General features: G+C 71.2%; 23 protein-coding genes. 13 read left to right on the top strand and 10 right to left on the bottom strand.

Going from position 1 to position 21,914, the window contains the following annotated elements:
• Positions 1-8 precede the first annotated feature (8 nt).
• Positions 9-1,346 (top strand): MFS transporter, encoded by a 1,338-nt coding sequence (locus E1161_RS01145; RefSeq protein WP_132618559.1) that lies wholly within the window; start codon positions 9-11, stop codon positions 1,344-1,346.
• A gap of 231 nt (positions 1,347-1,577) precedes the next feature.
• Here E1161_RS01145 and E1161_RS01140 read toward each other — a convergent pair whose 3' ends face one another.
• Positions 1,578-2,366: an MBL fold metallo-hydrolase gene (locus tag E1161_RS01140; RefSeq protein WP_132618557.1), complete on the bottom strand. Its 789-nt coding sequence runs from the start codon at positions 2,364-2,366 to the stop codon at positions 1,578-1,580.
• Positions 2,367-2,439: 73 nt separating this feature from the next.
• On the opposite strand from E1161_RS01140, the gene E1161_RS01135 reads away from it, so the two are divergent.
• Positions 2,440-2,649 (top strand): DUF2277 domain-containing protein, encoded by a 210-nt coding sequence (locus E1161_RS01135; protein WP_132618555.1) that lies wholly within the window; start codon positions 2,440-2,442, stop codon positions 2,647-2,649.
• Here the strand turns inward: E1161_RS01135 and E1161_RS01130 are convergent, their stop codons facing one another.
• Complete coding sequence (locus tag E1161_RS01130) at positions 2,650-4,569, bottom strand: primary-amine oxidase (RefSeq protein ID WP_132618553.1); 1,920 nt, start codon at positions 4,567-4,569, stop codon at positions 2,650-2,652. It abuts the gene before it with no gap.
• Positions 4,570-4,753: 184 nt separating this feature from the next.
• On the opposite strand from E1161_RS01130, the gene E1161_RS01125 reads away from it, so the two are divergent.
• The 4 genes from E1161_RS01125 to E1161_RS01110 all read left to right on the top strand — a co-directional run bounded on the left by E1161_RS01125 (position 4,754) and on the right by E1161_RS01110 (position 9,725).
• Positions 4,754-5,998 (top strand): amidohydrolase, encoded by a 1,245-nt coding sequence (locus tag E1161_RS01125; protein WP_132618720.1) that lies wholly within the window; start codon positions 4,754-4,756, stop codon positions 5,996-5,998.
• Positions 5,999-6,349: 351 nt separating this feature from the next.
• Positions 6,350-7,135, top strand: coding sequence for a DUF1932 domain-containing protein (locus tag E1161_RS01120; protein WP_132618551.1), 786 nt, complete (start codon positions 6,350-6,352; stop codon positions 7,133-7,135).
• 438 nt (positions 7,136-7,573) lie between these two features.
• A complete protein-coding gene (locus E1161_RS01115) occupies positions 7,574-8,194 on the top strand; it encodes a TetR/AcrR family transcriptional regulator (RefSeq protein WP_132618549.1) in 621 nt (206 codons plus the stop codon).
• Positions 8,195-8,258: 64 nt separating this feature from the next.
• Positions 8,259-9,725, top strand: a complete 1,467-nt coding sequence (locus tag E1161_RS01110; RefSeq protein WP_132618547.1) for a CoA transferase — start codon at positions 8,259-8,261, stop codon at positions 9,723-9,725.
• A gap of 54 nt (positions 9,726-9,779) precedes the next feature.
• On the opposite strand, the gene E1161_RS01105 is transcribed toward E1161_RS01110, so the two are convergent.
• The 4 genes from E1161_RS01105 to E1161_RS01090 form a co-directional block, all read right to left on the bottom strand.
• Positions 9,780-11,090, bottom strand: a complete 1,311-nt coding sequence (locus tag E1161_RS01105; RefSeq protein WP_207920033.1) for a TRAP transporter large permease — start codon at positions 11,088-11,090, stop codon at positions 9,780-9,782.
• A complete protein-coding gene (locus E1161_RS01100; protein WP_132618545.1) occupies positions 11,087-11,620 on the bottom strand; it encodes a TRAP transporter small permease in 534 nt (177 codons plus the stop codon). The genes E1161_RS01105 and E1161_RS01100 overlap by 4 nt, the downstream gene beginning before the upstream one ends.
• A 9-nt stretch (positions 11,621-11,629) precedes the next feature.
• A complete protein-coding gene (locus tag E1161_RS01095; protein WP_165939645.1) occupies positions 11,630-12,628 on the bottom strand; it encodes a TRAP transporter substrate-binding protein in 999 nt (332 codons plus the stop codon).
• A gap of 143 nt (positions 12,629-12,771) precedes the next feature.
• Complete coding sequence (locus tag E1161_RS01090; RefSeq protein ID WP_132618541.1) at positions 12,772-13,428, bottom strand: TetR/AcrR family transcriptional regulator; 657 nt, start codon at positions 13,426-13,428, stop codon at positions 12,772-12,774.
• A 117-nt stretch (positions 13,429-13,545) separates the two neighbouring features.
• Here E1161_RS01090 and E1161_RS01085 point away from each other — a divergent pair, with 117 nt between their 5' ends.
• From E1161_RS01085 to E1161_RS01065, 5 genes are all read left to right on the top strand, one after another.
• Positions 13,546-14,097, top strand: coding sequence for an NADPH-dependent FMN reductase (locus E1161_RS01085; protein ID WP_132618539.1), 552 nt, complete (start codon positions 13,546-13,548; stop codon positions 14,095-14,097).
• Between the two features lie 69 nt (positions 14,098-14,166).
• Positions 14,167-15,402, top strand: a complete 1,236-nt coding sequence (locus E1161_RS01080; protein ID WP_235874693.1) for a D-arabinono-1,4-lactone oxidase — start codon at positions 14,167-14,169, stop codon at positions 15,400-15,402.
• Positions 15,402-16,166 (top strand): IclR family transcriptional regulator, encoded by a 765-nt coding sequence (locus E1161_RS01075; RefSeq protein WP_132618537.1) that lies wholly within the window; start codon positions 15,402-15,404, stop codon positions 16,164-16,166. Before E1161_RS01080 ends, E1161_RS01075 begins: the two co-directional genes overlap by 1 nt.
• A 138-nt stretch (positions 16,167-16,304) precedes the next feature.
• Positions 16,305-16,445, top strand: a complete 141-nt coding sequence (locus E1161_RS01070; protein ID WP_235874692.1) for a hypothetical protein — start codon at positions 16,305-16,307, stop codon at positions 16,443-16,445.
• Positions 16,415-16,603, top strand: a complete 189-nt coding sequence (locus E1161_RS01065; protein WP_132618535.1) for a hypothetical protein — start codon at positions 16,415-16,417, stop codon at positions 16,601-16,603. The genes E1161_RS01070 and E1161_RS01065 overlap by 31 nt, the downstream gene beginning before the upstream one ends.
• A 14-nt stretch (positions 16,604-16,617) precedes the next feature.
• Here E1161_RS01065 and E1161_RS01060 read toward each other — a convergent pair whose 3' ends face one another.
• Positions 16,618-16,995: a VOC family protein gene (locus tag E1161_RS01060; protein WP_132618533.1), complete on the bottom strand. Its 378-nt coding sequence runs from the start codon at positions 16,993-16,995 to the stop codon at positions 16,618-16,620.
• 64 nt (positions 16,996-17,059) lie between these two features.
• On the opposite strand from E1161_RS01060, the gene E1161_RS01055 reads away from it, so the two are divergent.
• Positions 17,060-17,824: a TetR/AcrR family transcriptional regulator gene (locus tag E1161_RS01055; protein ID WP_132618531.1), complete on the top strand. Its 765-nt coding sequence runs from the start codon at positions 17,060-17,062 to the stop codon at positions 17,822-17,824.
• 510 nt (positions 17,825-18,334) lie between these two features.
• Here E1161_RS01055 and E1161_RS01045 read toward each other — a convergent pair.
• Positions 18,335-19,156 carry a PhzF family phenazine biosynthesis protein gene (locus E1161_RS01045; protein ID WP_132618529.1) on the bottom strand — a complete coding sequence of 274 codons (822 nt, stop codon included), beginning with the start codon at positions 19,154-19,156 and terminating at the stop codon, positions 18,335-18,337.
• A 72-nt stretch (positions 19,157-19,228) separates the two neighbouring features.
• On the opposite strand from E1161_RS01045, the gene E1161_RS01040 reads away from it, so the two are divergent.
• Entirely contained in the window at positions 19,229-20,167 is a 939-nt protein-coding gene (locus E1161_RS01040; protein ID WP_132618527.1) for an NADP-dependent oxidoreductase, read from the top strand.
• 21 nt (positions 20,168-20,188) lie between these two features.
• Here the strand turns inward: E1161_RS01040 and E1161_RS01035 are convergent, their stop codons facing one another.
• The gene (locus E1161_RS01035; RefSeq protein ID WP_132618525.1) at positions 20,189-21,145 is read right to left on the bottom strand and encodes an aldo/keto reductase; all 957 of its coding nucleotides are present in this window, start codon (positions 21,143-21,145) and stop codon (positions 20,189-20,191) included.
• Positions 21,142-21,894, bottom strand: a complete 753-nt coding sequence (locus E1161_RS01030) for an SDR family NAD(P)-dependent oxidoreductase (RefSeq protein ID WP_132618523.1) — start codon at positions 21,892-21,894, stop codon at positions 21,142-21,144. The genes E1161_RS01035 and E1161_RS01030 overlap by 4 nt, the downstream gene beginning before the upstream one ends.
• Positions 21,895-21,914 lie beyond the last annotated feature (20 nt).

Below are 21,914 nucleotides of genomic sequence, written 5' to 3'. Positions count from 1 at the left end.
GTGGACCCATGAGCGAACGAAGAAGTTCCACTGCGGACACCACCGAGGCAACACCCGACCGCAAGTCCGTGCGGCGCGCGGCGTGGGCCGGACTCATCGGCACAACGCTGGAGCAGTACGACTTCGTCATCTACGGCACCGCGTCGGCGCTGATCTTCAGCAAGTTGTTCTTCCCGAACATCTCGCCGGTCGCCGGGATCCTGGCCTCCTTCAGCGCCTACGCGGTCGGGTTCGCCGCGCGGCCTTTGGGCGGGCTGATCTTCTCCCGGTTCGGTGACCGGCTGGGCCGCAAGTGGGTCCTGGTCGCCACGCTGCTGCTGATGGGCGGGTCCACGCTGGCGATCGGCCTGCTGCCCACGTATTCGCAGGTGGGGCTCTTGGCGCCGATCCTGCTGGTCGCGTGCCGGTTCTTCCAGGGCATGGGTGCCGGTGCCGAGCAGGCCGGTGGCGCCACGCTCCTCACCGAGACCGCGGGCAGGGGCAAGCGCGGCGCGCTGGCATCGCTGGTGATGACCGGTGCCGCGCTGGGGACCGCGCTCGGAGCCCTCGCGTGGATCCTCGCGCAGTCGCTGCCCGAGGACGCCTTGATGACCTGGGGCTGGCGGCTGGTGTTCGGCAGCAGCCTGCTGGTGACGATCGCCGCGCTGATCATCCGGCGCAAGCTCAACGAGAGCCCGGTGTTCCAGGAGCTCAAGGAACAGGTCGGCGAGACCAAGGCGCCGGTCGCCGAGACGTTCCGCAAGGGCCGCAAGCCGCTGCTGCTGGCGTTCTTCCTCAACGTCGGTTCCAACGCCCAGTCCTACACCTACCAGGTGTTCATGGCTTCCTACCTGGTCTCCGCGGTCGGGGTGGACGAGGCTTTCGTGCCGAAGGTGCTCCTGCTGGGCGCGATCTGCGGCGGCATCGCCGCCTTCGGGTTCGGCGCGCTGTCCGATGTGGTCGGACGCAAGGGCGTTTACTCCACCATCATGGGCGCCCTGGTGCTGCTGCCGGTGCCGACGTTCATCGCGCTCAACACCGGCTCGCCGGTGGCGATCACGGTGGCGATCGTGCTCGGCTTCATCCTGGCCTGCCACGGTTCGGTCGGTGTGCAGATGAGCTACTTCCCCGAGCTGTTCGGCAACCGCTACCGCTACGCGGGCGTGGCCCTGGGCCGCGAGTTCTCCTCGGTCGTCGGCGGTGGCGTCGCGCCGCTGATCTGCGCGGGCCTGATGGCCGCGTCCGGCGGATCGTGGGTCCCCGTCGCGATCTACATGATGGTGATGATGGCGATCAGCTTCATCGCCTCCCTCGTCGCCCCGGAGACCAAGGACCGCGACCTCAACGTCGCCCACGACGCGGTCTGAGCTCTCCACCCGGAATGGGCATCGGCCACGTGGCCGATGCCCGCTCCGCGGTCTTCCCGCCCGGTCGGTTCGGGCCGGAACCGACCGCTCCCCCAGCACCGGCGATGCCGCGCCGGGTCACCGGGTGGAACGCCTTCCGCCGGTCTCGCGCTCTGCGGCACCTGCTCGTCAACATCCCGCAGAACACCCGCATCGCCCACGGCTCCGAGACGGCGCTAGGTCCGCACCACCTCACTCCTCCCGCACGAAGCGCAGGTAGCGAGCTGCTGAGCGCTGGACGATCTCGTGGGCGCCGGTGGGGATCACCGTGTCCCACCAGGCCCCGTGGAGGGAGTCGAAGGTGAGCTCGTCGAGGAGCTCGGCGGCCCGCCGCACGACGCTGGGCCGTTCCGGGATGAGGTTCGGGTAGCTGTACATGAAGCCGACGTGCGTGCGGTCCGGGATGACCTGGACGATGTCGCCGGTGAACAGCGAACCCCGCCCGGCGGCGCTGTGCAGGACAGTGCCGCCCGCGAAGTGGACGCCGAGGTTGATCAGCGCCAGGCCGGGGATGATCTCGTGGGTCGTGCCGTTCCAGAACCGGATCGCCGGGTCCGGGCGGCCGACCCACTGCCGGTCGGCTTCGTGCAGGTGGATGGGCACGTCGAAGGCGCGGGCCCACTCGATCATCGTCGTGTAGTAGTGCGGGTGGCTGATCGCGATGCCGATCAAACCGCCCAATTCGTTGATCGCGCTGACGATCTCGTCGTCCAGGTAGGCCGTGCAGTCCCAGAGGACGCTGCCCGCGCCGGTGCGCACCAGCAATGCGCGCTGGCCGATGGCGAACTTCGGTTCGCAGCCGATGCCGAGCACGCCGCCCTCGTCGCGCAGCACGGCGCGGCGCTCGGCGCGGAGGGCGTCCAGGTCGGTCCACTGCTGGCCCTCGCGCGGGACCCACTGGCGTTCGTCCTCGCAGATCGGGCAGTCCTCGCGGGCCTCGGCGTACTGCATCCCGCAGGTCGCGCAGATCGGCAGCACCATCGTCCCTCCTCCGGTGTCGGCGCCGGGACCAAACTACCTGGTCGCTGTCAGAGGTGAGGCGGACAATGCGGGCATGTGCCGCAGCATCAAGACCCTCCGCCCGCCCTACGCCGAGCAGGTCACCGACGCCGACGTCCGGGCTGCCGCCCTGCAGTACGTCCGCAAGATCTCGGGGTTCCGGGCACCGGCCGCCCACAACGCCGAGAGCTTCGAACAGGCGGTGGACGAGATCGAGCGCGCCACCGCGAAACTCCTCGGCTCACTGCGGGTCAGAGGCCAGTGATCACGTCCCGTGGCAGTCGGCGCCGGTCGAACGCGGGACGTCGAGGGTGGGGTTGCGGTCGAAGAAGCCGACCGGGGTGAGCGTGAACCCCGCGCGGTCGACGGGCATGATCGGCCAGTCCTCGGGCCGCGGGAAGTGGGTGAGCCCGAAGGTGTGCCAGACGACGATGTCCTGGCCGTCGATGTCGCGGTCCTCCGCCGTCCAGGCCGGTAGGCCTGCGCCTCCGGGGTTCTGGTTGACCAGGTCGCCGGCCGGGTAGCGCTGCTCGCGGTCGTAGCGGGTCACCCACAGGTGCTTGGTCGCGAAGGTTCCCCGGGCGTGCACCGAGGACGACTCGTCGGCGAGCATGACCGGCTGCCCTTCGGGGTGCAGGACGTAGGAGACGTTGTCGCCGTAGCGGTTCCGGCTGCCGGGGTTGACGATGTGCCAGGTCCGCGCGCGGGAGCTGTCGGCGAGCCGGGCGGCCTGGCCCTCGGTGCTCAGCCGGGTCCTCCTGGCCCGGAACGCGTTCCCGCGCGGGTTGGTCTCGCTGACCGGGACGCGTTCGGCCTCGACCTCCTCCACCGCGTTGCGCGGCCCGTCCACGGCCACGTCGAGCCGGGCGCAGAACAGGTGCTGGTGGAACGGGGCGCCCAGGCCGGGGGCGATCTGGTTGGCGTACTCGTGGCCCTCGTCGGGGTAGGCGGCGGTGAAGGTGATGCCGGTGGCCTTGCACTCCAGCTGGATGGTGCCGTCGAGGTAGAAGTACCAGTAGAAGCCGTAGTCGTAGTTGCCGATGGTGGTGAACAACGAGATCACCAGCCGGCGCTGCCGCCGGGTCTCCTGAGAGCCGGTGAACAGGTCGGTGTGCTTCCAGAGCACCCCGTAGTCCTCCTCGTGCATGCAGATGCCGTTGCGGATGGTGCGCGGCCTGCCGAAGTCGTCGGCCACCACCGCGTCGAAGTAGTGGATCTCGCCGAGGCAGTCGCAGCCCAGTTCCAGCGAGTTGGTGTAGCGGGCGAACATGTACTCGCCGCAGTCGAAGTAGTTCTGCCAGAACCGCACCGGCGACGGGTCCGCGTAGGGCACCACCATCTCGGCAATCGACGCGCGGTGCAGCACCTGCCGCTGGTGGAACGACAGCTGGTGCAGGGTGAGCCCTTCCCGCTCGTTGAAACCCAGTCTCAGGTCCCAGTTCTCCCAGCGCACCCGGTGACCCTCCACGGTGAAGCTCGGCCCTTCGGGCTGGGTGATCTCGATGGGCTTCAGGCTCGTGCGGGCCGGTCCGGTGACCTCGGGGTCGTCGAAGTTGCCGGATTCCTGCGGGACTGGGAGCTCGCGGTGGTCGATGACGCGGGTGACCTCGCGGTTGGTGAGGTCGATGTAGGCGCACAGCCCGTCCACCGGGTGCGCCCACGGGTGGTCCGCGGGGTGGAGCTGCTGGAACCCCAGCGACCGGATGATGCGCTTGCCCCGCTCCCCCGGCTCGTCGTAGACGCCCGCCGACAGCGGCGCGGCGCGCACCGTGGCCGGGTCGATGCCGCGCTTGCGCAACGCCGAGGTCCAGCGCTCGTCGGCGTTGACGATCTCCTCGACCAGCTCGAACTCGGTGTCGATGATCGGTGGCTGCCCGTCCACCGCGGGGTCCAGCCGACGCACGGAGTCCACAGTGGATCGGGTGGCGGAGACGACGGTGTCGTGCGAGACACCGCTGGCCAGGTCCAGCAGCACCGCCCGGAACCGGCGGTCCACGTCCTGGCCGGGTCGGTGGGCGAGCGCCGCCCTCCTGTCGGGTTCTTCGAGCGCGACGAAGGTGAACCGGACGTTCTCGCCGAGCAGGCCGGCGTCGTCGAGCGCCGCGCGGACCGCGGTGACCTCCTCGGCGGTCATCGGGTCCAGCGGGTGCGTGGTCGTGGTGGCGGGCTGTTCGGCGATGGTCATGCTTCCTCCCCCAGAACGGCCGCCGGTCCGGCGGCGGCAGGCCACCACCCAGCATGGCGCTGGTAGCTCTCGCAGGCGAGACCGATCCCCCGATGAGACCCCACGCCGCACGTGGCGCTCCGCCTCGGGTGTGCGAGGTGCGAGGGTGGCTCCGTCGCCCACGGGAGGAGCCGCGGTGTCCGGGATGCTGACCGGGTTGGAAGACCGCATCGCAGGTGTCCGCGAGCTCTACGAGGACCTGCACCGGAACCCGGAGCTGTCGTTCCAGGAGGAGCGCACCGCCGGGGTGCTGGCGCAGCGCCTGCGGACCGCCGGCTGCGAGGTGACCAGCGGCGTCGGCGGGACGGGCGTCGTGGCCGTGCTGCGCAACGGCGACGGCCCGGGCGTGCTGCTGCGGGCGGACATGGACGGGCTGCCGGTGCGCGAGGTCGAGCAGGTCGCCTACCGCAGCACGGCCGTCGGTGTCGATGCCGACGGCAACGAGTCACCGGTGATGCACGCCTGCGGGCACGACGCGCACATGGCGGCCCTGATCGGCGCGATCGAGCAGCTGGCAGCGCGCCGAGATGCCTGGTCGGGAACGGTTCTGGCGGTGTTGCAGCCCGCCGAGGAGGTCGGCGGCGGAGCGCAGGCGATGGTCGACGACGGCTTCCTGGACCGCTTCCCCGCCTTCGACGTGGCCCTGGGCCAGCACATCGCCTCGGCCCCGAGCAGGCACCTGTACGTGCGGCCCGGGGTGTTCATGGCCGCCGCCGACAGCCTGCGGGTCACGGTGCACGGCCGTGGCGGGCACGGCGCGCAGCCGCAGGCCACGGTCGATCCGATCGTCATCGCCTCGTCGATCGTGCTGCGGTTGCAGACCGTGGTGGCGCGGGAGATCTCGCCCGAGGACGTCGCGGTGGTGACCGTGGCCGCCGTGCACTCGGGCGGCAAGGAGAACGTCATCCCCACCACCGCCGAGCTCAAGCTCAACGTGCGCACCTTCGACCCGGAGGTGCGGGAGACCGTCCTGGCCGCCATCGGCCGCATCGTCCGCCACGAGGCCGCGGCGGCGGGCGCGCCCCGCGAACCCGGCATCGAGCCGATCAACGCGTTCCCGCTGCTGGTCAACGACGTCGACGCCGCGCGCCGCGTCTCCGACGCCTTCGCCGAGGAGTTCGGTGACGAGTTCGTGCACACGCCGCAGGCGAAGGCCGGCAGCGAGGACTTCGGCGTTTTCGGCACCGCGGCCGGGGTGCCGTCGGTGTTCTGGAACTTCGGGGGCTTCGACCCCGAGCTCTACGCGGACCCGGCGAAGCCGAACGCGGCGGTCGCGGCCGGGAAGGCGCCCGGCAACCACTCGCCCGAGTTCGTGCCGACCGGCCTGGAACCCACCCTGCTGCGCGCTTCGTCCGCCCTGATCACCGCGGCCGCGCTCTGGCTCGGCTGACCCGGCGCGATCACGCCTCCGGTTCGGCGGTGTCGGCGCTGCTGACGTTCCTGGAGCGCACGAAGACGCCGACCGACGAGCCGGGGCGGTGTGGGCGAGCTGGGCGTTCCGGTGTGCGCGGGTGCGATCGCCACCGCCTGCGCCCGTGCGACCGGCACCAAGCCGCGCAACTTCCCGGTCAACCACTGATCCCGGTCTGAAGGGGCCAGGACGTCAGATGTCGCTGTACCGGACGCGGCGTCCATGGGGACCCTCCGGGGGTGAAGCGGGGAACACCACAACGATCACCGGCTGACCGACCGGCTATTTTCGGGGTGGATGCGACGGCGGAGCGACTGGAGGTGGCACCGGATGGAGCAGTCGGAGCGGACCGTGATCGGTGTGCTGGGCCTGGGCGAAGCAGGCGGCGCGTTCAGCGCCGACTTGGCTGCGGCGGGCGCGGTGGTGCGCGGCTACGACCCCGCGGTGACGGCCGGGCCGGACCTCATCGCGGCCACCAGCGAGTCCGGTGCAGCGACCGGGGCGGATCTCGTGCTCAGCGTGAACCGCTCCGCGGCAGCCGTGGAGGCGATGGAGGCAGGGATCGGCTCGCTCCCGCCGGGTTCGGTGTGGGCCGACCTCAACACGGCTTCGCCGGAGGTGAAGCGTCGGCTGGCCGAGATCGCCGAGCAGCACGGGGCGCGGTTCGCCGACGTGGCGATCATGGCACCGGTCCCCGGACCGAGACTCCAGGTCCCGCTGCTGGTCAGCGGATCCGGCGCCCAGCGCACGGCTGAGCTGCTGCGCGGCTTCGGCGCGAACGTCGAGGTGCTCGACGGCCCGGCGGGGCTGGCCGCGACCCGCAAGTTGTTGCGCAGCGTCTACTTCAAGGGCATGGCGGCCTCGATCGTCGAGGCGCTGGAGGCCGCCAAGGCCGCCGGTTTCGAGGACCTGCTGCGGGAGAACATCATCGCCGACTTCACCAACGCAGGTGAGTCCACTGTGGAGCGCATCATCTCCGGCTCCTACCAGCACGCGGTGCGCCGCACCGACGAGATGGCCGCGGCCACCGAGATGCTCACCGACCTCGGCGTCACCCCCACCATGGCCGCGGCAAGCCGAGACCTCCACGCCCACCTCAGCGCGCACCGCCGTTGACGAATCGTCCTGGACCTGCTCAGGGACGCGGCGGTGCCGAGTTCCAGGGGTGGGGATCGGCCCGCGCCGCCGCGGGTTCGCCAGCGGCGTCGTGGCGAGGACACCACGACGCCAATGTCCATACCCGGGGTGAGCGGAACCACCAGGAGTGGCGCGCGGAGTCCACGGAGCCGCTGCGCTTCCCCCTTCGAGGTCCCCGCTCGACCGGGCGCTTGAACAGGTAGCCGCTGTCGACCGGTTCTCCACCACGTCGTACCCGACGCAGGGACGGCTGAGCTGCATGATCACGTTCGCCGCTGCGGCCAGCAGGCCGGTCTCCAGGCCCGAGTCCTCCACGCCGCCGCTGCGCCGCATCGCACGACCTCCGCAGCAAGGTCTGGGAACCGTCGTTGTCACAGACGTGAGACGGGTCACGGTGCGAGATGTCAAGATGGTCCGGTGGCCACCACTCCTCTGCGCGTCTACGGCGGCGTGACGGGTTCGGACCGCCAGGCCGAACGTCGCGCCTTGTTCATCGAGGCCGGACTGGAACTCCTCGGCTCCCCCGATGGAGATCCGAGCCTGACGGTGCGCGGGGTTTGCAGGCAGGCCGGACTGGCCGACCGCTACTTCTACGAGAGCTTCACCGATCGCGACGAGCTGGCCACAGCCGTCTACGACCACGTCGTCAACGAAATCGCCACCACCGCGCTGGACGCCGTGACCGTCGTCGAAGAACCCGAGAGGAAGGTCCGCTCCGGCCTGACCACGATCGTGCGGCTCATCGCCGACGATCCGCGTCGCGGCCGGCTGCTGTTCTCCCCGTTCCTGGCCGGAACCCCGCTGGCGCACCGGCGGGCCGAGTCGACGCGGCTGTTCACCCAGCTGCTGGGCACGCAGGCGCGCCAGGTCTACGGGGTGCAGGGCGGTGCCCGGCTAAAGCTGCTGTCGAGCTTCCTGGTCGGCGGTCTGGCCCAGACGCTCACCGCGTGGCTCGACGGCGGTCTGAACGCATCGGACTCCGAGATCGTCGAGTGGTGCAGCGAGATCTTCCTCGCCACCTCCGATTTTCCGCAGTAGACCGGCAGTCCCCGCCGACCACCGCAGCGACCGCCGGTGGTCACGTCCCAGACGGGAGCCAACCGTGACGCTGACCGACCGGATCGCCGCAGCCGTGGCCGCACCCCGCAGCGACGACGACTTCGACGCCCACGCCGAGTTCGCCGAGGTCCTGGCCGGGATCGGGATGGAACCAGCCGACACCGGCGGGCAGGTGCGGTTCCTGGGCGCGGATCCGGTCGTGCCGAGCACGCTTCGGTTGGGCGGAGCGGCCGCGATCACCCTCGCCGCCAAATCCGCGGCTATCGCCCGGTTGTGGCGGCTGCGCGGGGGCGAAGGGCAGGACATCGAGGTCGATCTGCGCACCGCTCCGCACCGGCTGTGCCCGTTCTACGACCGCAAGTGGGAACTGCTCAACGGCTACCCGGGCGCCGGAGACCCCAACCAGGCCTTCGGTTTTCGCTTCTACCCCACCGCCGATGGCCGCTGGGTGATGCCGCTCAACCCGTACCCGAAGATCAAAACCGGTGTGCAACGACTGCTCGGCGTGCCGGAGGACTCCGAGGCGGTGACGGCGGCCGTCAGCCGGTGGAAGGGGCGCGATCTCGAAGAAGCCGGGGCCGAAGCCGGTGTCGTGATGCCGATGCTGCGCAGCGCCGAGGAAATCCTCGCCGAACCGCAGTACGCCGGGCACTTCGCCACGATGCCGCTGGTGGAGGTCGAGCGCATCGGCGACGCCGAACCCGAACCGCTGGCGCCGGGCGCTGAGCAGCCGCTGTCGGGCGTCCGGGCGCTGGGCATGGGGCACGTCATCGCCGGGGCGGGGACGGGCCGCGCGCTCGCGCTGCACGGCGCGGACGTGCTGAACCTGTGGCGGCCGGCCGAGTTCGAGCACGAGGGCGCTTACATGAGCGCCAACGTGGGCGTGCGCTCGGCGACGATCGACCCCCGCAAGCACCGTCACGAGGTCGCCGAGCTGCTGGCCGGCGCGGACGTCTTCTACGCCAACCGGCGTCCCGGCTACCTCGACGAGCTCGGGCTGTCCCCTGCCGAGGCCGCCCAGCTGCGCCCCGGGATCGTGCACGCGACCACCACGCTCAACGGTGAGCGCGGACCGTGGGCCGACCGGGTCGGTTTCGACCAGACGGCGGGCAGCCTGGTCGGGATGATGAACCTGGAGGGCGACGGCACCAAGCCGATGCTCCCGCCGATCCTGGTGGTCAACGACTACATCGTGTCCTGGCTGCTCACCGCCGGGATCACCGCTGCCCTGACGCGTCGCGCCACCGAAGGCGGCAGCTGGCGCGTCCACGTCTCGCTGACCCGCGCGGCCCTGTGGATCCTGAGCCTCGGGGTCTTCGACCGCTCCTACGCGTTCGACACCGCGGGGCGCGGCGAGCAGCACGCCTACCTGGACCCCGAGACCTTCACCGCGGACACGCCTCTGGGTCGCTACAAGGGCGTCACGGACCAGGTCCGCATGGCGGCGACCCCCGGCCACTACCGCCACGTCCTCCTCCCTCGAGGCTCCAGTCGCCCCGAGTGGCTCTGACCTCGGGTTCCCGTTGCGCTCGTCCAGGGCCACGGGAGCAGCGGTGGCCCCTCGCTAGGTGATGACGCTCGGCAGGTAGGTGGCGGTTCCGGGGACGGCGATCATCAGCAGGATCAGGGCGGTCTCGATCGCCAGGTAAGGGGCGATGCCCCGGAAGACGTCGCCGAGGTCGAGTTCCGGGACCACCGACTTCATCGTGTAGAGGTTCAAGCCGACAGGCGGGGTGATCACCGCCATCTCCAGGTTCACCACCAGAAGCACGCCGAACCACAGCGGGTCGAAGCCGAGTTCCTCGATGGCCGGGACCAGGATCGGCGTCACCACCAGCAGCAGCGACGCGGCGTCCACCAGGCAGCCCAGCAGGATCAGCACCAGCATGATCCCGATCAGCACAACGTAGGGGTGCACGTCCAGGCCCACCACGAAATCGGTGAGCGCCTCGGGAACCCGCGCCACGACCAACATCTGGGTGAACACGAACGCCGAGCCGACGATGGCCAGCATCGCCGCCGACACGGTGGCGGTCGAGGTGAAGATGAGCCTGAGGTTCTGCCGCCCCAGCTCCCGGTACACCAGCCCGGTCATCGCGAACGCCAGCAGCGCGCCGATCGCCGCGGCCTCGGTGGGTGTGGCGAAACCGGTGTAGATCGAGCCGAGCACCAACGCGATGAGCACCAGCGCGGGCGTGATCTTGCCGATGGCCGTCCAGCGCTCACGCCAGCTGAACCGCTCGCCGTCGCGGGGCGCGCTGTCGGGGTTGAGCTTGGCGCGGACCACGACGTAGCCGATCATCGACGCGGCCAGCAGCAGTCCGGGAACGATGCCACCGGCGAACAGCGCGGCGACGCTCTCGCCGGTGACCGAGGCGTAGAGGATGAACATCAGGCTCGGCGGGATGAGCATCGCCAGCGCACCGGAGGCCGCCACCGAACCGGCGGCGAAACCCGGTTTGTAGCCTCGCGAGAGCATTTCGGGCACGGCCATCCGCCCGATGAGTGCCACCGAGGAGATGCTGACCCCCGACATCGCGCCGAACAGCGTCGACGACGCGATGGCCGAAGCACCGAGCCCGCCCGGCACGCGGGTGAACCAGCGGTGCGCGGCTCCGAACAGGTCGCGCCCGAGTCCGGTGACGGCGAGCGCCTCTCCGAGCAGGATGTACAGCGGGGCCGCGACCAGCGCGTACTCCTGCAGCTGGGCGCCCATGGCCAGCGGCACCAGCTTCAGCCCGCCGAACCCGGTCAGGCACAGCAGCCCACCGATGCCGGAAACCGACAGGGCGATGAAGATCGGTGTGCGCACCGCGATCAGCACCAGCAGCAGCACGACCGCCAGCGCCACGACGAGCCCGTGGGAGAGGATCACGCGTTCGCTCCGTCCTGTGCGGTGTCGGCGCCCGCGGCGGTCGCGGCGAGCTCCGGTTCGGCGTGCGGCGGGAACAGCAGCGCCACGAGCAGCAGGAGCGCTCCGGCCGCGCCGAGGATCAGGTCCGGTATCCACAGTGGAACGCTGAACGTCCCGGACCCGGTGAGCCCGTGGGCGTAGGACAGCACCACCGACTGGAAGCCGGTGACGGCCAGCACCAGTCCGAGCAGCGCGGCCGCGGTCGCCGTCACCGCGTCGGCGACCTTCCGCGACGTCGGCGGCAGCGAGCGGTGCACGAGGTCCATCGAGATGTGATGGCCGGTGGCGTACAGGTGCGGGATGGCCAGCACCGTCACGGCCAGCACCGCGCTGGAGTTGAGCGGGTAGGCCCAGTCGGTGGGTGCGCGGAAGGCGTAGCGGGCGACGACGTCGTAGCTGATGGACAGCATCATCAGCCCGATGGTGATCATGGCGAGCACCGCCATGGACCGGGTGCCGACCAGCACGATGCGGCGGAGGTGGTTCAGCATCGTCGCTCCTCAGGCGTCGCGGATCAGCTGGAGCGCCCGCTGCGCGGCGGCCGGGTCGCCGAGCAGGGCGCGCCAGCGTTCGTGCACGGCCGACACGGCGTCGCGGAAGGGCCGCAACCGCGCCTCGTCGAGCTCGATGAGTTCGACGCCGGCATCGCGGACGGCGGGGAGGTACTCGTGCTCGTGGACGTCGACGAGCTTCGCGGTTCCGTCGCGGAAGAGCACCCGTCCGGCCTCGTCGAGCGCGTGGCGCTGTTGCGGCGCGAGCGCCTCGTACCAGTCGTTGCGGCAGTAGGCGTCCACGGTGTACGCGCCGAAGTGGGCGGCGGTGCCGTAGCGCAGGATCTCCTGCAGGTCTCGGGAGACGACGGTGCCGAGGTAGCTCATCATCCCGTCGATCGTGCCGCGCTCCAGCGCCTGGTAGAGCTCGGCGGATCCGAGGAAGACCGGTGCTCCGCCGAGCGCCTTGACGGTCTCGCCCTCGATCTCACCGGCGACCCGCAGCCTCATCCCGCGCACGTCCTCGGGCGTGCGGATGGGCCTGTCGATGGTCCAGAGGTACTCGAACCCGGTGGCCATGCCGCCGAGCATCCGCAGGTTTTGACCCGTCAGCGCCCGGTTGATCAGCCGGGACACGTCGCTGTCGGGATCGCAGGCGCGCAGGTAGCGGTTGAAGTCCTCGGTGGTGAAGGGAAGTTCCAGCGATCCGAGGATGGGGAAGCTGGAGGACACGTACGAGCTGGTCTGCAGGACCAGGTCGGCGACGCCGTGCAGCATCCCGGGAACGAGCTCCTCGGCGCCGAGCAGCTGCCCGGAGGGGAACACGTCGAAGTCGAACCCGCCGAGCGCGCGGGCCTTGCCGAGGAACATCTCCACGCCCGGGTAGAGGTCGTCGTAGGACGTGGTCAGGTAGGTGGCGGCCACCGGCCGGTGCGCGCCGGGTGCGCAGCCCGCGACCCCGGCGAGAACGCCCAGCCCGGCCGCGGCGAGGAAGCTCCGCCTCGGCACCGCGCATCGAGCCCTCCCCGGAAGTCGGGGCGGCACATCGAAATCCGGGTCGTTCACCGGCGAACTCCCTCCACGCATGAGCCGCCGGAGGCTCGCACCGCGAACGCGGTTCCACCAAATCGATCATCCCGACCAGCGGAAGATCACCGCAACGGCGTAGCGAGCCTGGTGACCAAGTCCTGCCAGCCGGATTCGAGGCGGTCGAGGCCGAACCCGCGCTGCTCGACCAAGTGGTGCACCAGCGGGGTGTCGAGGAAGGCCAGCATGGTTTCCGCGGCGAGCTCGACGTCTGTGGTGGCTTCGGTCATGCGCAGCAGGATCGCCAGGTGACTCCGGCGGAGTCCGCGCGCGGGCACCACGCAGCGGCGTTCGGCGGGCGGCTCGGCGGCGAGGTAGAGCTCCACGTTGTCGAGCTCGTGGCGCATCACGGCGGGCCCGAAGGCGCGCAGCCGCTCGATGGCCGGAGCACCGGGGCCCAGCGGTGGCGGGCCGGACAGGAACGCCTGTTGGAGGCGTTGCTCCTCGTGGTCGAGCAGGGCCAGCAGCAGTCCGTTGCGGTCGCCGAAGCGGCGGAACACGGTGCCCTTGCCGACTTCGGCTTCGGCTGCCACGGCGTCCATGGTCAGGTTCGCGGCACCGCAGTCGGCCATCAGGCGAGCGGCGGCGTCGAGCAGCTTGGCCCGGTTGCGGACGGCGTCTGCGCGCGGCCGACGAGCACCGCCGACGGACGTGAGGTCGAGTTCCACCGGTCCGGCCAGGGCATCGCCGGTCGGCCCGATCCGCGGAGTGCCAGCACTCATGCGCACAGCGTAACGCCTCCCACAAGGAACTGGACCGGGGTCCACTTCGGTGGTACAAAGTTAATCGGACCACGGTCCGATTAACTTCCACCATACTCCTCACCTGGAGGAACACCTATGTCCGTCAAGGTCCTCGCGCTCGTCGGCAGCCTCCGCTCCGGATCGCACAACCGTCAGCTCGCCGAGGTCGCGCGCAGCCTCGCCCCCAGCGATGTCGAGATCGAGGTCTTCGACGGTCTCGGCGACCTGCCCTTCTACAACGAGGACATCGACACCGAGGCCGACGTGCCCGCCGCCGCCACCCGGCTGCGCGACGTCGCCGGCGCGGCCGACGCGTTCCTGCTGTTCGCGCCCGAGTACAACGGCACCATCCCGGCCGTGCTGAAGAACGCCATCGACTGGCTGTCCCGCCCGTTCGGCGCAGGCGCCCTGTCCGGCAAGCCCACCGCCGTCATCGGCACCGCCTTCGGCCAGTACGGCGGGGTCTGGGCGCAGGACGAGGCCCGCAAGTCCGCTGGCATCGCGGGCGCGGCCATCGTCGACGAGGTCGAGCTCAGTATCCCCGGCTCCATGACCCGCTTCGCCGAGACCCACCCGGCCGACGACCCGGAGGTCGTCGAGCAGCTGGCGACCGCAATCGCCAAGCTCACCGCCAACGTCTCGGCATGACCCCTCCGGCGGCGGTGCGGTGATCGCAGACCGTACCGCCGCCGGCGTTCGCCGAGTTAACGTTCCCCCGTGGCTGGTAGCGGAACGAACTGGGCTGGGAACCTCACCTACCACGCGCAGCGGATGCACCGCCCGCGCAGCGTGGAGGAGGTGCGGCGGATCGTCGCCGAGGCCGGGCGGATCAAGGCGCTCGGCTCGCGGCACTGCTTCAACGGCATCGCCGACACCACCGCCGATCACCTCACGCTGGACGCCCTGCCCGACGACGTCGAGATCGACGGCGACGTCGTGTGGGTTCCCGGCGGCACGCGCTACGGCGAACTCGCCGCGCACCTGGCCGCTTCCGGCCGCGCGCTGCACAACATGGCGTCGCTGCCGCACATCACCGTCGTCGGGGCGACCGCCACCGGCACCCACGGCTCCGGCGTGCGCAACGGTTCGCTCAGCGCGGCGGTGGCCGGGCTCGACATCGTGCGCGCCGACGGCGAACTGGTGCGGCTGCGACCCGAGGACCCCGATTTCGCCGGTGCCGTGGTGCATCTCGGCGCGCTGGGCGTCGTCACCCGCATCGGCGTGCGCGTCCAGCCTTCCTTCGATGTCGCCACCACGGTGCACCTCGGCCTGGACTGGGACTCGCTGCTCGGCGAGTTCGAGGCCATCACCTCGGCCGCCTACAGCGTCAGCGTGTTCACCGACTTCGACGAGGTCATCCAGGTCTGGGCCAAGGCCCGGGTGGGCGACGACGCCAAGACCGACTTCTTCGGCGCCCGCCCGGCCGAGGTGCCCACGCACATGTTGCGGGGCACCGGGATCGACAACCTCACCGAGCAGCTCGGTGTCGCTGGCTCGTGGCACGAGCGGTTGCCGCACTTCAAGGCCGGTGTCACGCCCAGCGACGGCGACGAGCTGCAGAGCGAGTACTTCGTGCCGGCCGAGCACGGCGCGGCGGCGCTCGCGGCGTTGCGACCGCTCGCCGACAAGATGGCTCCGCTGCTGCACATCGGCGAGATCCGAACCATCGCCGCAGACGACCTGTGGTTGAGCCCCGCGCACGGCACCGCTTCGGTGGCCTTCCACTTCACCTGGCGTCCCGCGCAGGCATCGGTGGAGCGGCTGCTGCCCGACGTCGAAGCCGCGCTGGAGCCCTTCGGGGGACGCCCGCACTGGGGCAAGCTGTTCACCACCGAGCCTCCGGACCTGGACCTGCTGTACCCGAAGCTGGCCGATTTTCGCTCGCTGGCACGGCGTTTCGACCCCGAGGGCAAGTTCGGCAACGACTTCCTCGGCCGCACGATCGGTCTGTGATGGCCGCGCGCGGAAAGCCGGCCGGCGCCACCGGTCCCGTGGTCCGCCGCACGCTGCACCTGCTCGACGCGTTCTCACCGGAGCGCACGGCGCTCACGCTCACCGAACTCGCCCGCCAAGCCGAACTCCCGCCCTCGACGGCCTACCGGATGCTCGGAGACCTGGTCGACTGGGGCGCGCTCGAACGCGGCGAGGACGGCGCGTACCGGGTGGGTCTGCGGCTGTGGGAGCTGGGCGCGCTCGCACCGCGCGGTCTGGGTTTGCGCGAGCGGGCCCTGCCGACGATGGAAGACCTCTCGGCGGTGACTCGGGAGAACGTGCAGCTGGCGATCCGCGAGGGCGCCGAGGTCGTCTTCGTCGAGCGCATCGCGGGCAGCGGCGCGATCCCGGTGCGCACGCGCGTGGGCGGGCGGTTCGCGCTCACCGCCACCGGAGTCGGGCTGGTGCTGCTGGCGCACGCGCCCACCGAGGTCCAGGACGAAGTGCTCGGCGGGCACATCCCGCGCTTCACCGACCTCACCGTGACCGACCCGGCGGCGTTGCGGCGGATGCTGGCCGAGGCGCGCGGCTGCGGTTTCGCGATCAGCGACCGGCAGGTCACCGACGACGCGCTGTCGGTGGCGGCGCCGGTGCACGACCAGCGGGGCGAGGTCGTCGCCGCGGTGTCGCTGGTCGTGCGCCACGGCAGTGCCGCTCCGCACGCGCTCAGCGCGCTCGTGCGAGCGGGCGCCCGCGCCATCTCGCGAGCGATCACCGAGCCCTGATCCACGGTTCTGCCGTTTACTGTCAAGATCAACAACAATACGGTGGGAGCTGCAACGCCCTTCGCGACCGGGTCGCGGACCTGACAGGAGCTCGCCATCGACACCCTCTGCCCGACCGGCGAGACCCTGGCCAACCGCGTGGAGTGGCTGCCGGGCGACAGGATCCGCGCGGTCTGCCGCTGCGGCGCCGAGCGCGAGTTCGACACCGCAGCACCGATGTGGGACTGGCTGATCCACCACTCCCACCTGTGGGATCAGGGCAGGATGGAGTCCACGTAGCGCCGCCGACGCGCACCGCGGCACCCGTGGTCGCCGAGGCCAGCGGGGCGATTGAGGCGCTGCGCGTCCTCGGCGCCGGGATCAGCGGGGTGTCGGCGGCCATCGAAGCCGCGGAGCTGGGCAAGCGCGTGGTGCGGGCCCCCGCCGCGGGTGCGTGAGCCCGGCCCGGCGTTCAGCCCTTCCAGTCGACGAGCTGGACGATCACGCCGTTGGGGTCGCGGACCTGGAACGCCCGCTCGCCCCATTCCTCCACCGTCAGCGGCATGGTGATGGCCACGCCTTCGGCGTGCAGCCTGGCGAGCTCGCCCTCCAGGTCGTCGACCTCGAAGGCCAGGATCAGCCCGGCGGCGTGGTCGTCGCGCTGGTCCTCGGGCAGCGACTCCAACCCGCGTCGCAGGAACACCACGTTGACCCCGGCGTCCTCCCTCGCCAGCGATGCGAACCCGTCGGCCGCCATGATCTCGGAGAATCCGAAGTGCTCCACCAAGAACCGGCTCGACGCCACCACGTCTTCCACGTTGAGCGATACCGCAGTTGCCGTGATCCGCATCAGCGACCCCCTCCTGCTCCGGTTTCCCGTACGACGTACACTGTACCTTGTACGGAGGTGGTGCGTGGTGGTTGAGCGGAGCAGCGCCGGAGATCCCGGGCGGACGCTGGAACTGCTGTGGCGGCACGAGCTTGGCGAGCGCTCACCGCAGCGCGGCCCGCGCAAGGGCCTGAGCATCGACCAGGTCGTCGACGCCGCCATCGAGCTCGCCGACGCCGACGGGCTGGCGGCGGTGACGATGCGCCGGGTCGCCGAACGACTGGGTGTGTCGACCATGTCGATGTACACCTACGTCCCGGGCAAGGCCGAGCTGCTGGACCTCATGCTCGACGGCATCTACCAGCGGATGCCGCGCGAACCGCTGGTGGACTTGCCGTGGCGGGAGCGGGTCGTCGAGGTCGCCGCGCGCAACCGCGAGCTCTACCGGCTCCACCCGTGGGCGTTGAGGGTTCCGACGAGCCGCCCACCGCTGGGTCCGGGACTGATCACCAAGTACGAGCACGAGCTCGGCGCGTTCCTCGACCTCGGACTGGACGACGTGGCCATCGACTCGGCGCTGACGCTGGTGCTCGACTTCGTCCGCTCCACCGCTCTCGCGGCGGCGGAATCCGAAGCGGCGCAACGCGACAGCGCCACCACCGACGAGCAGTGGTGGCACACCAACGCACCACTGCTGGCGGAGGTCTTCGATCCCGCGAAGTACCCCAACGCCGCCCGCATCGGCGCAGCCGCCGGTGCCGAGCACCGGGCCGCCCACAGCCCCCACCACGCCTACGAGTTCGGCCTGGGCCGAATCATCGACGGCCTCGCCGCGCTGATCGACGACTAGTCGAATTGCCCGGGGAGGTTGTGACGGACCCATCGGGCCAACGTGGACTTGCCCGAGCCGGTCCCTCCCACCACGCCGATGTTTCGCCGGGCTGGAGGTCGAAGGACACGGAGACGGCGTGCACGGTGCCGCCCTTGACTCCCCCGGCGCCCCGGGAGGCGAACTGGTGCACGACGTTGCGGACCCGCACCTCGTTCGCCTTCGGTTCGTCGAGCTCGACGTCGGTGATCTCCCAGGGCCGACCGGGCTCCCGGCAGATGGCGGCACGCGTGGTCATGCTCATGTGGGCCTCGTTCCTGGACGATCGGCACGGCACATCCGCGGGGCCTCGCGGTCCTGGACCGGCGAACACGCTCACCCGCAACGCGTTTCAGCATGCCCCCGTCCGCCCCGGCCCGGCGACACCGCTTCTGCGACGCGCAAGCCGCAGCCGCGGAACGGAACGGCCGAACCGGGCCCGCACCACGTGCGATCCCGGTTCGGTTGTCTGCGCTGTCCTGGAGCGAGGCCTCAGATCTCGACCGTGCCGTCGATGCAGGTGACCGTGCTCCCGCCCACCCAGATGCCGTTGCGCTCGTCGGTGTCCACGCGGACCTGACCGGCGCGACCGAGGGCCGTTCCCTGCCGGGTGGTGTACGGGGCCGTCGTGCGGCCGGTGGTCAGCAGCCACTGCGCGAGGGAGGCGTTGAGGCTGCCGGTGACCGGGTCCTCCATGCAACCGCCGCCGCCCGGGGCGAACGCGCGGACCTCGTACCTGGCGGGTCCGTCCGCAGGGTGCGGTCCGGCGACACCGATCTTCAAGTCGTCGCGGTAGGTGGGCTCCAGCGCCAGCACCGCATCGGCGTCGGACAGCAGCAGCGCGACCCATCCCGGGCCGTTGTCGGCCCACCGCGCGTCCACGACCTCGCTGCTGTCGATGCCCAGAGCCGCGGCGATGCGTTCCAGCAGTTCCGGTTCCACCGGGCCGGAGCGCAGCAGCGGGGGCGCTTCGAAGGCCAGTCCGCCAGCTGTCCGGCGCACTGTCACCAGACCGGCACCGCACTCCTGGACCACCACGTCGCGCTGGCCGTGCACCGACTGCCAGGCGTGGCAGGTGCCCAGCGTCGGATGACCGGCGAAGGGCAGCTCGGCGGAGGCCGTGAAGATCCGCACCCTGTAGTCGGCCTCATCGCTGGTCGGCGGCAGCACGAAGGTCGTCTCCGACAGGTTCGTCCACGCCGCGAAGCGCTGCATCTGGGCGTCCGACAAGCCTTCCGCGTCGCCCACGACCGCGACCGGGTTGCCGTAGTACGGGACGTCGGTGAACACGTCCACCTGCTGGAACCTCCGCATGAACGCAGACTAGTTCACGTGATCCGCCCGACGCCGCGGAATACCGGACGTCCGCCCCGGGTTGTGATCGACATGCGTGTCGTTGGTCTCACCGAGTTCGGCGGTCCGGAGGTCCTGGGAGTGCACGAGGTGCCGGAACGGCATCCCGGCCCCGGCGAAGTGCGGGTCCGGGTGCGCGCGGCGGCGGTCAACCCGACCGACACCGCCGGTCGCGCGGGTTGGTTCCCCGATCGGTACCGCGACGTCGAACCGCCCTACGTGCCGGGCATGGACGCCGCCGGCGTCATCGACGAGATCGGCGAGGGCACCGACACCGACCTGCGGGTCGGCGATGCCGTGATGGCCATCGTCATCCCGTCCGGTGCGCACGGCGCCTACTCGGAGAGCATCGTGCTGCCCGCCGCGTCCGTCACCCACGCCCCTGCCGGGACCGGTCACGACGCCGCGTCGACGCTGCCGATGAACGGACTCACCGCTCGCCTCGCCCTCGACCGGCTCGCGCTGCCGCCCGGCGCCCTGCTCGCCGTCACCGGCGCCGCCGGAACCCTCGGCGGCTACGTCGTGCAGCTGGCCGAGGCCGACGGCCTGCGGGTGATCGCCGACGCCAAGGACTCCGACCGCGACCTGGTGGCCTCGCTGGGCGCCGACGAGATCGTCGAGCGCGGCGACGACGTCGCCACCCGCATCCGCGAGGTCGCGCCCGGCGGTGTGGACGGCGTCGTGGACGCCGCAGTGCTCAACGACGCGGTCGAGGCAGCGGTCCGCGACGGCGGCGGCATCGCCACGGTGCGCGGGTTCACCGCCGAGGCCGAACGCGGCATCCGCTACCACGCGGTGCTCGTCCGCGACTACTGGTTGGAGAAGGGCAAGCTCGATCGGCTGCGGCAGCAGGTCGAGGAGGGTGCGCTGACGCTGCGCGTCGCGGACACCTACCCGATCGAGGAGGGTGCCGAGGCGCACCGACGGCTCGAAGCCGGTGGCACCCGGGGTCGGTTGGTCATCCGCTTCTGACCGCTGGCGGCGGCCGGACGGTCAGGGCCCGGCCCCCGCCAGCTCCTCCCACAGCTCCTCGGGCACGGGCGCGTGGAACAGCTCGGCGTTGCGCCGGACCTCTTCCGGCGACCGCGCTCCCAGCACCACCGACGCCACCGCCGGGTGCCGCGCGGCGTGCGCGATGGCCGCCTGCGGGAGCGCCACCCCGTGGCGGCGGCAGATCTCGGCCATGCGTTGCGCCCTGCCCACCACCTGCGGTGATGCCGGGAGGTAGTCGTAGACGGCGTGGGCGGCGGGGTCGTCGGTGGCCAGCAGCCCGCCGTTGAACACCCCCGCCGCGAGCACCGACACGCCGCGGCGAGCGCACTCGTCGAGCAGCGGCTCACCGGAGGAGTCCAGCAGCGTGTAGCGGCCCGCGAGCATGACCGCGTCGACGTCGGTGTCGGTGGCGAAGCGCCGCAACATCTGCCACTGGTTCATCCCCGCCCCGATCGCCCCCACCACTCCTTGCGAGCGGAGCTCGTGCAGGGCCGGGTAGGCCTCCGCGACCGCCTGCGCCCAGTGCTCGTCCGGGTCGTGCAGCAGCACCAGGTCGACGTGATCCAGACCCAGTCTGTCCACACTGGATTCCAGGGAACGGCGGACGCCGTCGGCGCTGAAGTCCCACCGCCGCGCGAGGTCCGCGGGCACTGCGAACCCGCCCGCCAGGTCGTGGGCCCGCCCGGGGTTCGGGACGGGTTCGAGGATCCTGCCGACCTTGGTGGACACCGAGAACTCGTGCCGGGCCCGTCCCGCCAGCGCCGCGCCGAGCCGGCGCTCGGCCAGCCCCAGGCCGTAGTGCGGTGCGGTGTCGAAGTAGCGGACCCCGGCATCCCACGCCGCCGCCACGGTCTGCGCCGCCGTCGACTCCGACACCTCGCGGTAGAGGTTGCCGATCACCGCACCGCCGAAGCCCAGGGCGCTCACCCGCACCCCGGATCCGCCCAGGACGGTCACTTCCGCAACCGCAGGCCCTGCATGCCGCCGTCCACCGCCAGCGACGTCCCCGTCGTGGCCCCGGCCGCGGGTCCCGCCAGGTAGGCGACCGCGGCCGCCACCTCGTCGGCGGAGACCAGGCGGCCCGAGGGCTGCCGAGCGTTCAGCGCGGCCAGCTCCGCGTCCGGATCGTCCGCCGACGACAGCAGCCGACGCACCCACGGCGTGTCGGCCGTGCCCGGGTTCACGCAGTTGACGCGAATCCCCTCAACGAGGTGATCAGCGGCCATCGCCTGGGTCAGCGACAGCACGGCGCCCTTGCTGGCGCTGTAGACCGCGCGGTCCGGAAGGCCCGCCGTCGCCGCGATCGAGCACGTGTTGACGATCGACGCGGCGGCCGACCTGCGCAGGTGCGGCAGAGCCGCGCGGCTCGTGCGCACGATGCCCAGCACGTTGACGTCGAAGACGCGGCGCCACTCGTCGTAGGAGTTCGTCTCGACCGTGCCCTGCGCGCCGATGCCGGCGTTGTTGACCAGCACGTCCAGGCCGCCGTGGTGCTCGACGGCCTGCTGCACCGCTCCGCGCACCGAGTCCTCATCGGTGACGTCGCACCGGAGACCGAGCACCCCGGCCGGAACCGAACCCGGGTCCAGGTCCAGCGCCGCGACCCCCGCCCCGCGATCGGCCAGCGTTCGCGCCACCGCCAGTCCGATACCCGACCCGCCGCCGGTGACCACCGCCGCCAGCCCCTCGAACTCCCCTGCGCCCACCGGTCAGCCCTTCGCTCGCC

Origin of the sequence: Saccharopolyspora aridisoli (assembly GCF_004348445.1) — a bacterium.
Classification (GTDB): domain Bacteria; phylum Actinomycetota; class Actinomycetes; order Mycobacteriales; family Pseudonocardiaceae; genus Saccharopolyspora; species Saccharopolyspora aridisoli.
This window is presented reverse-complemented; position numbering and strand designations above follow the sequence as displayed.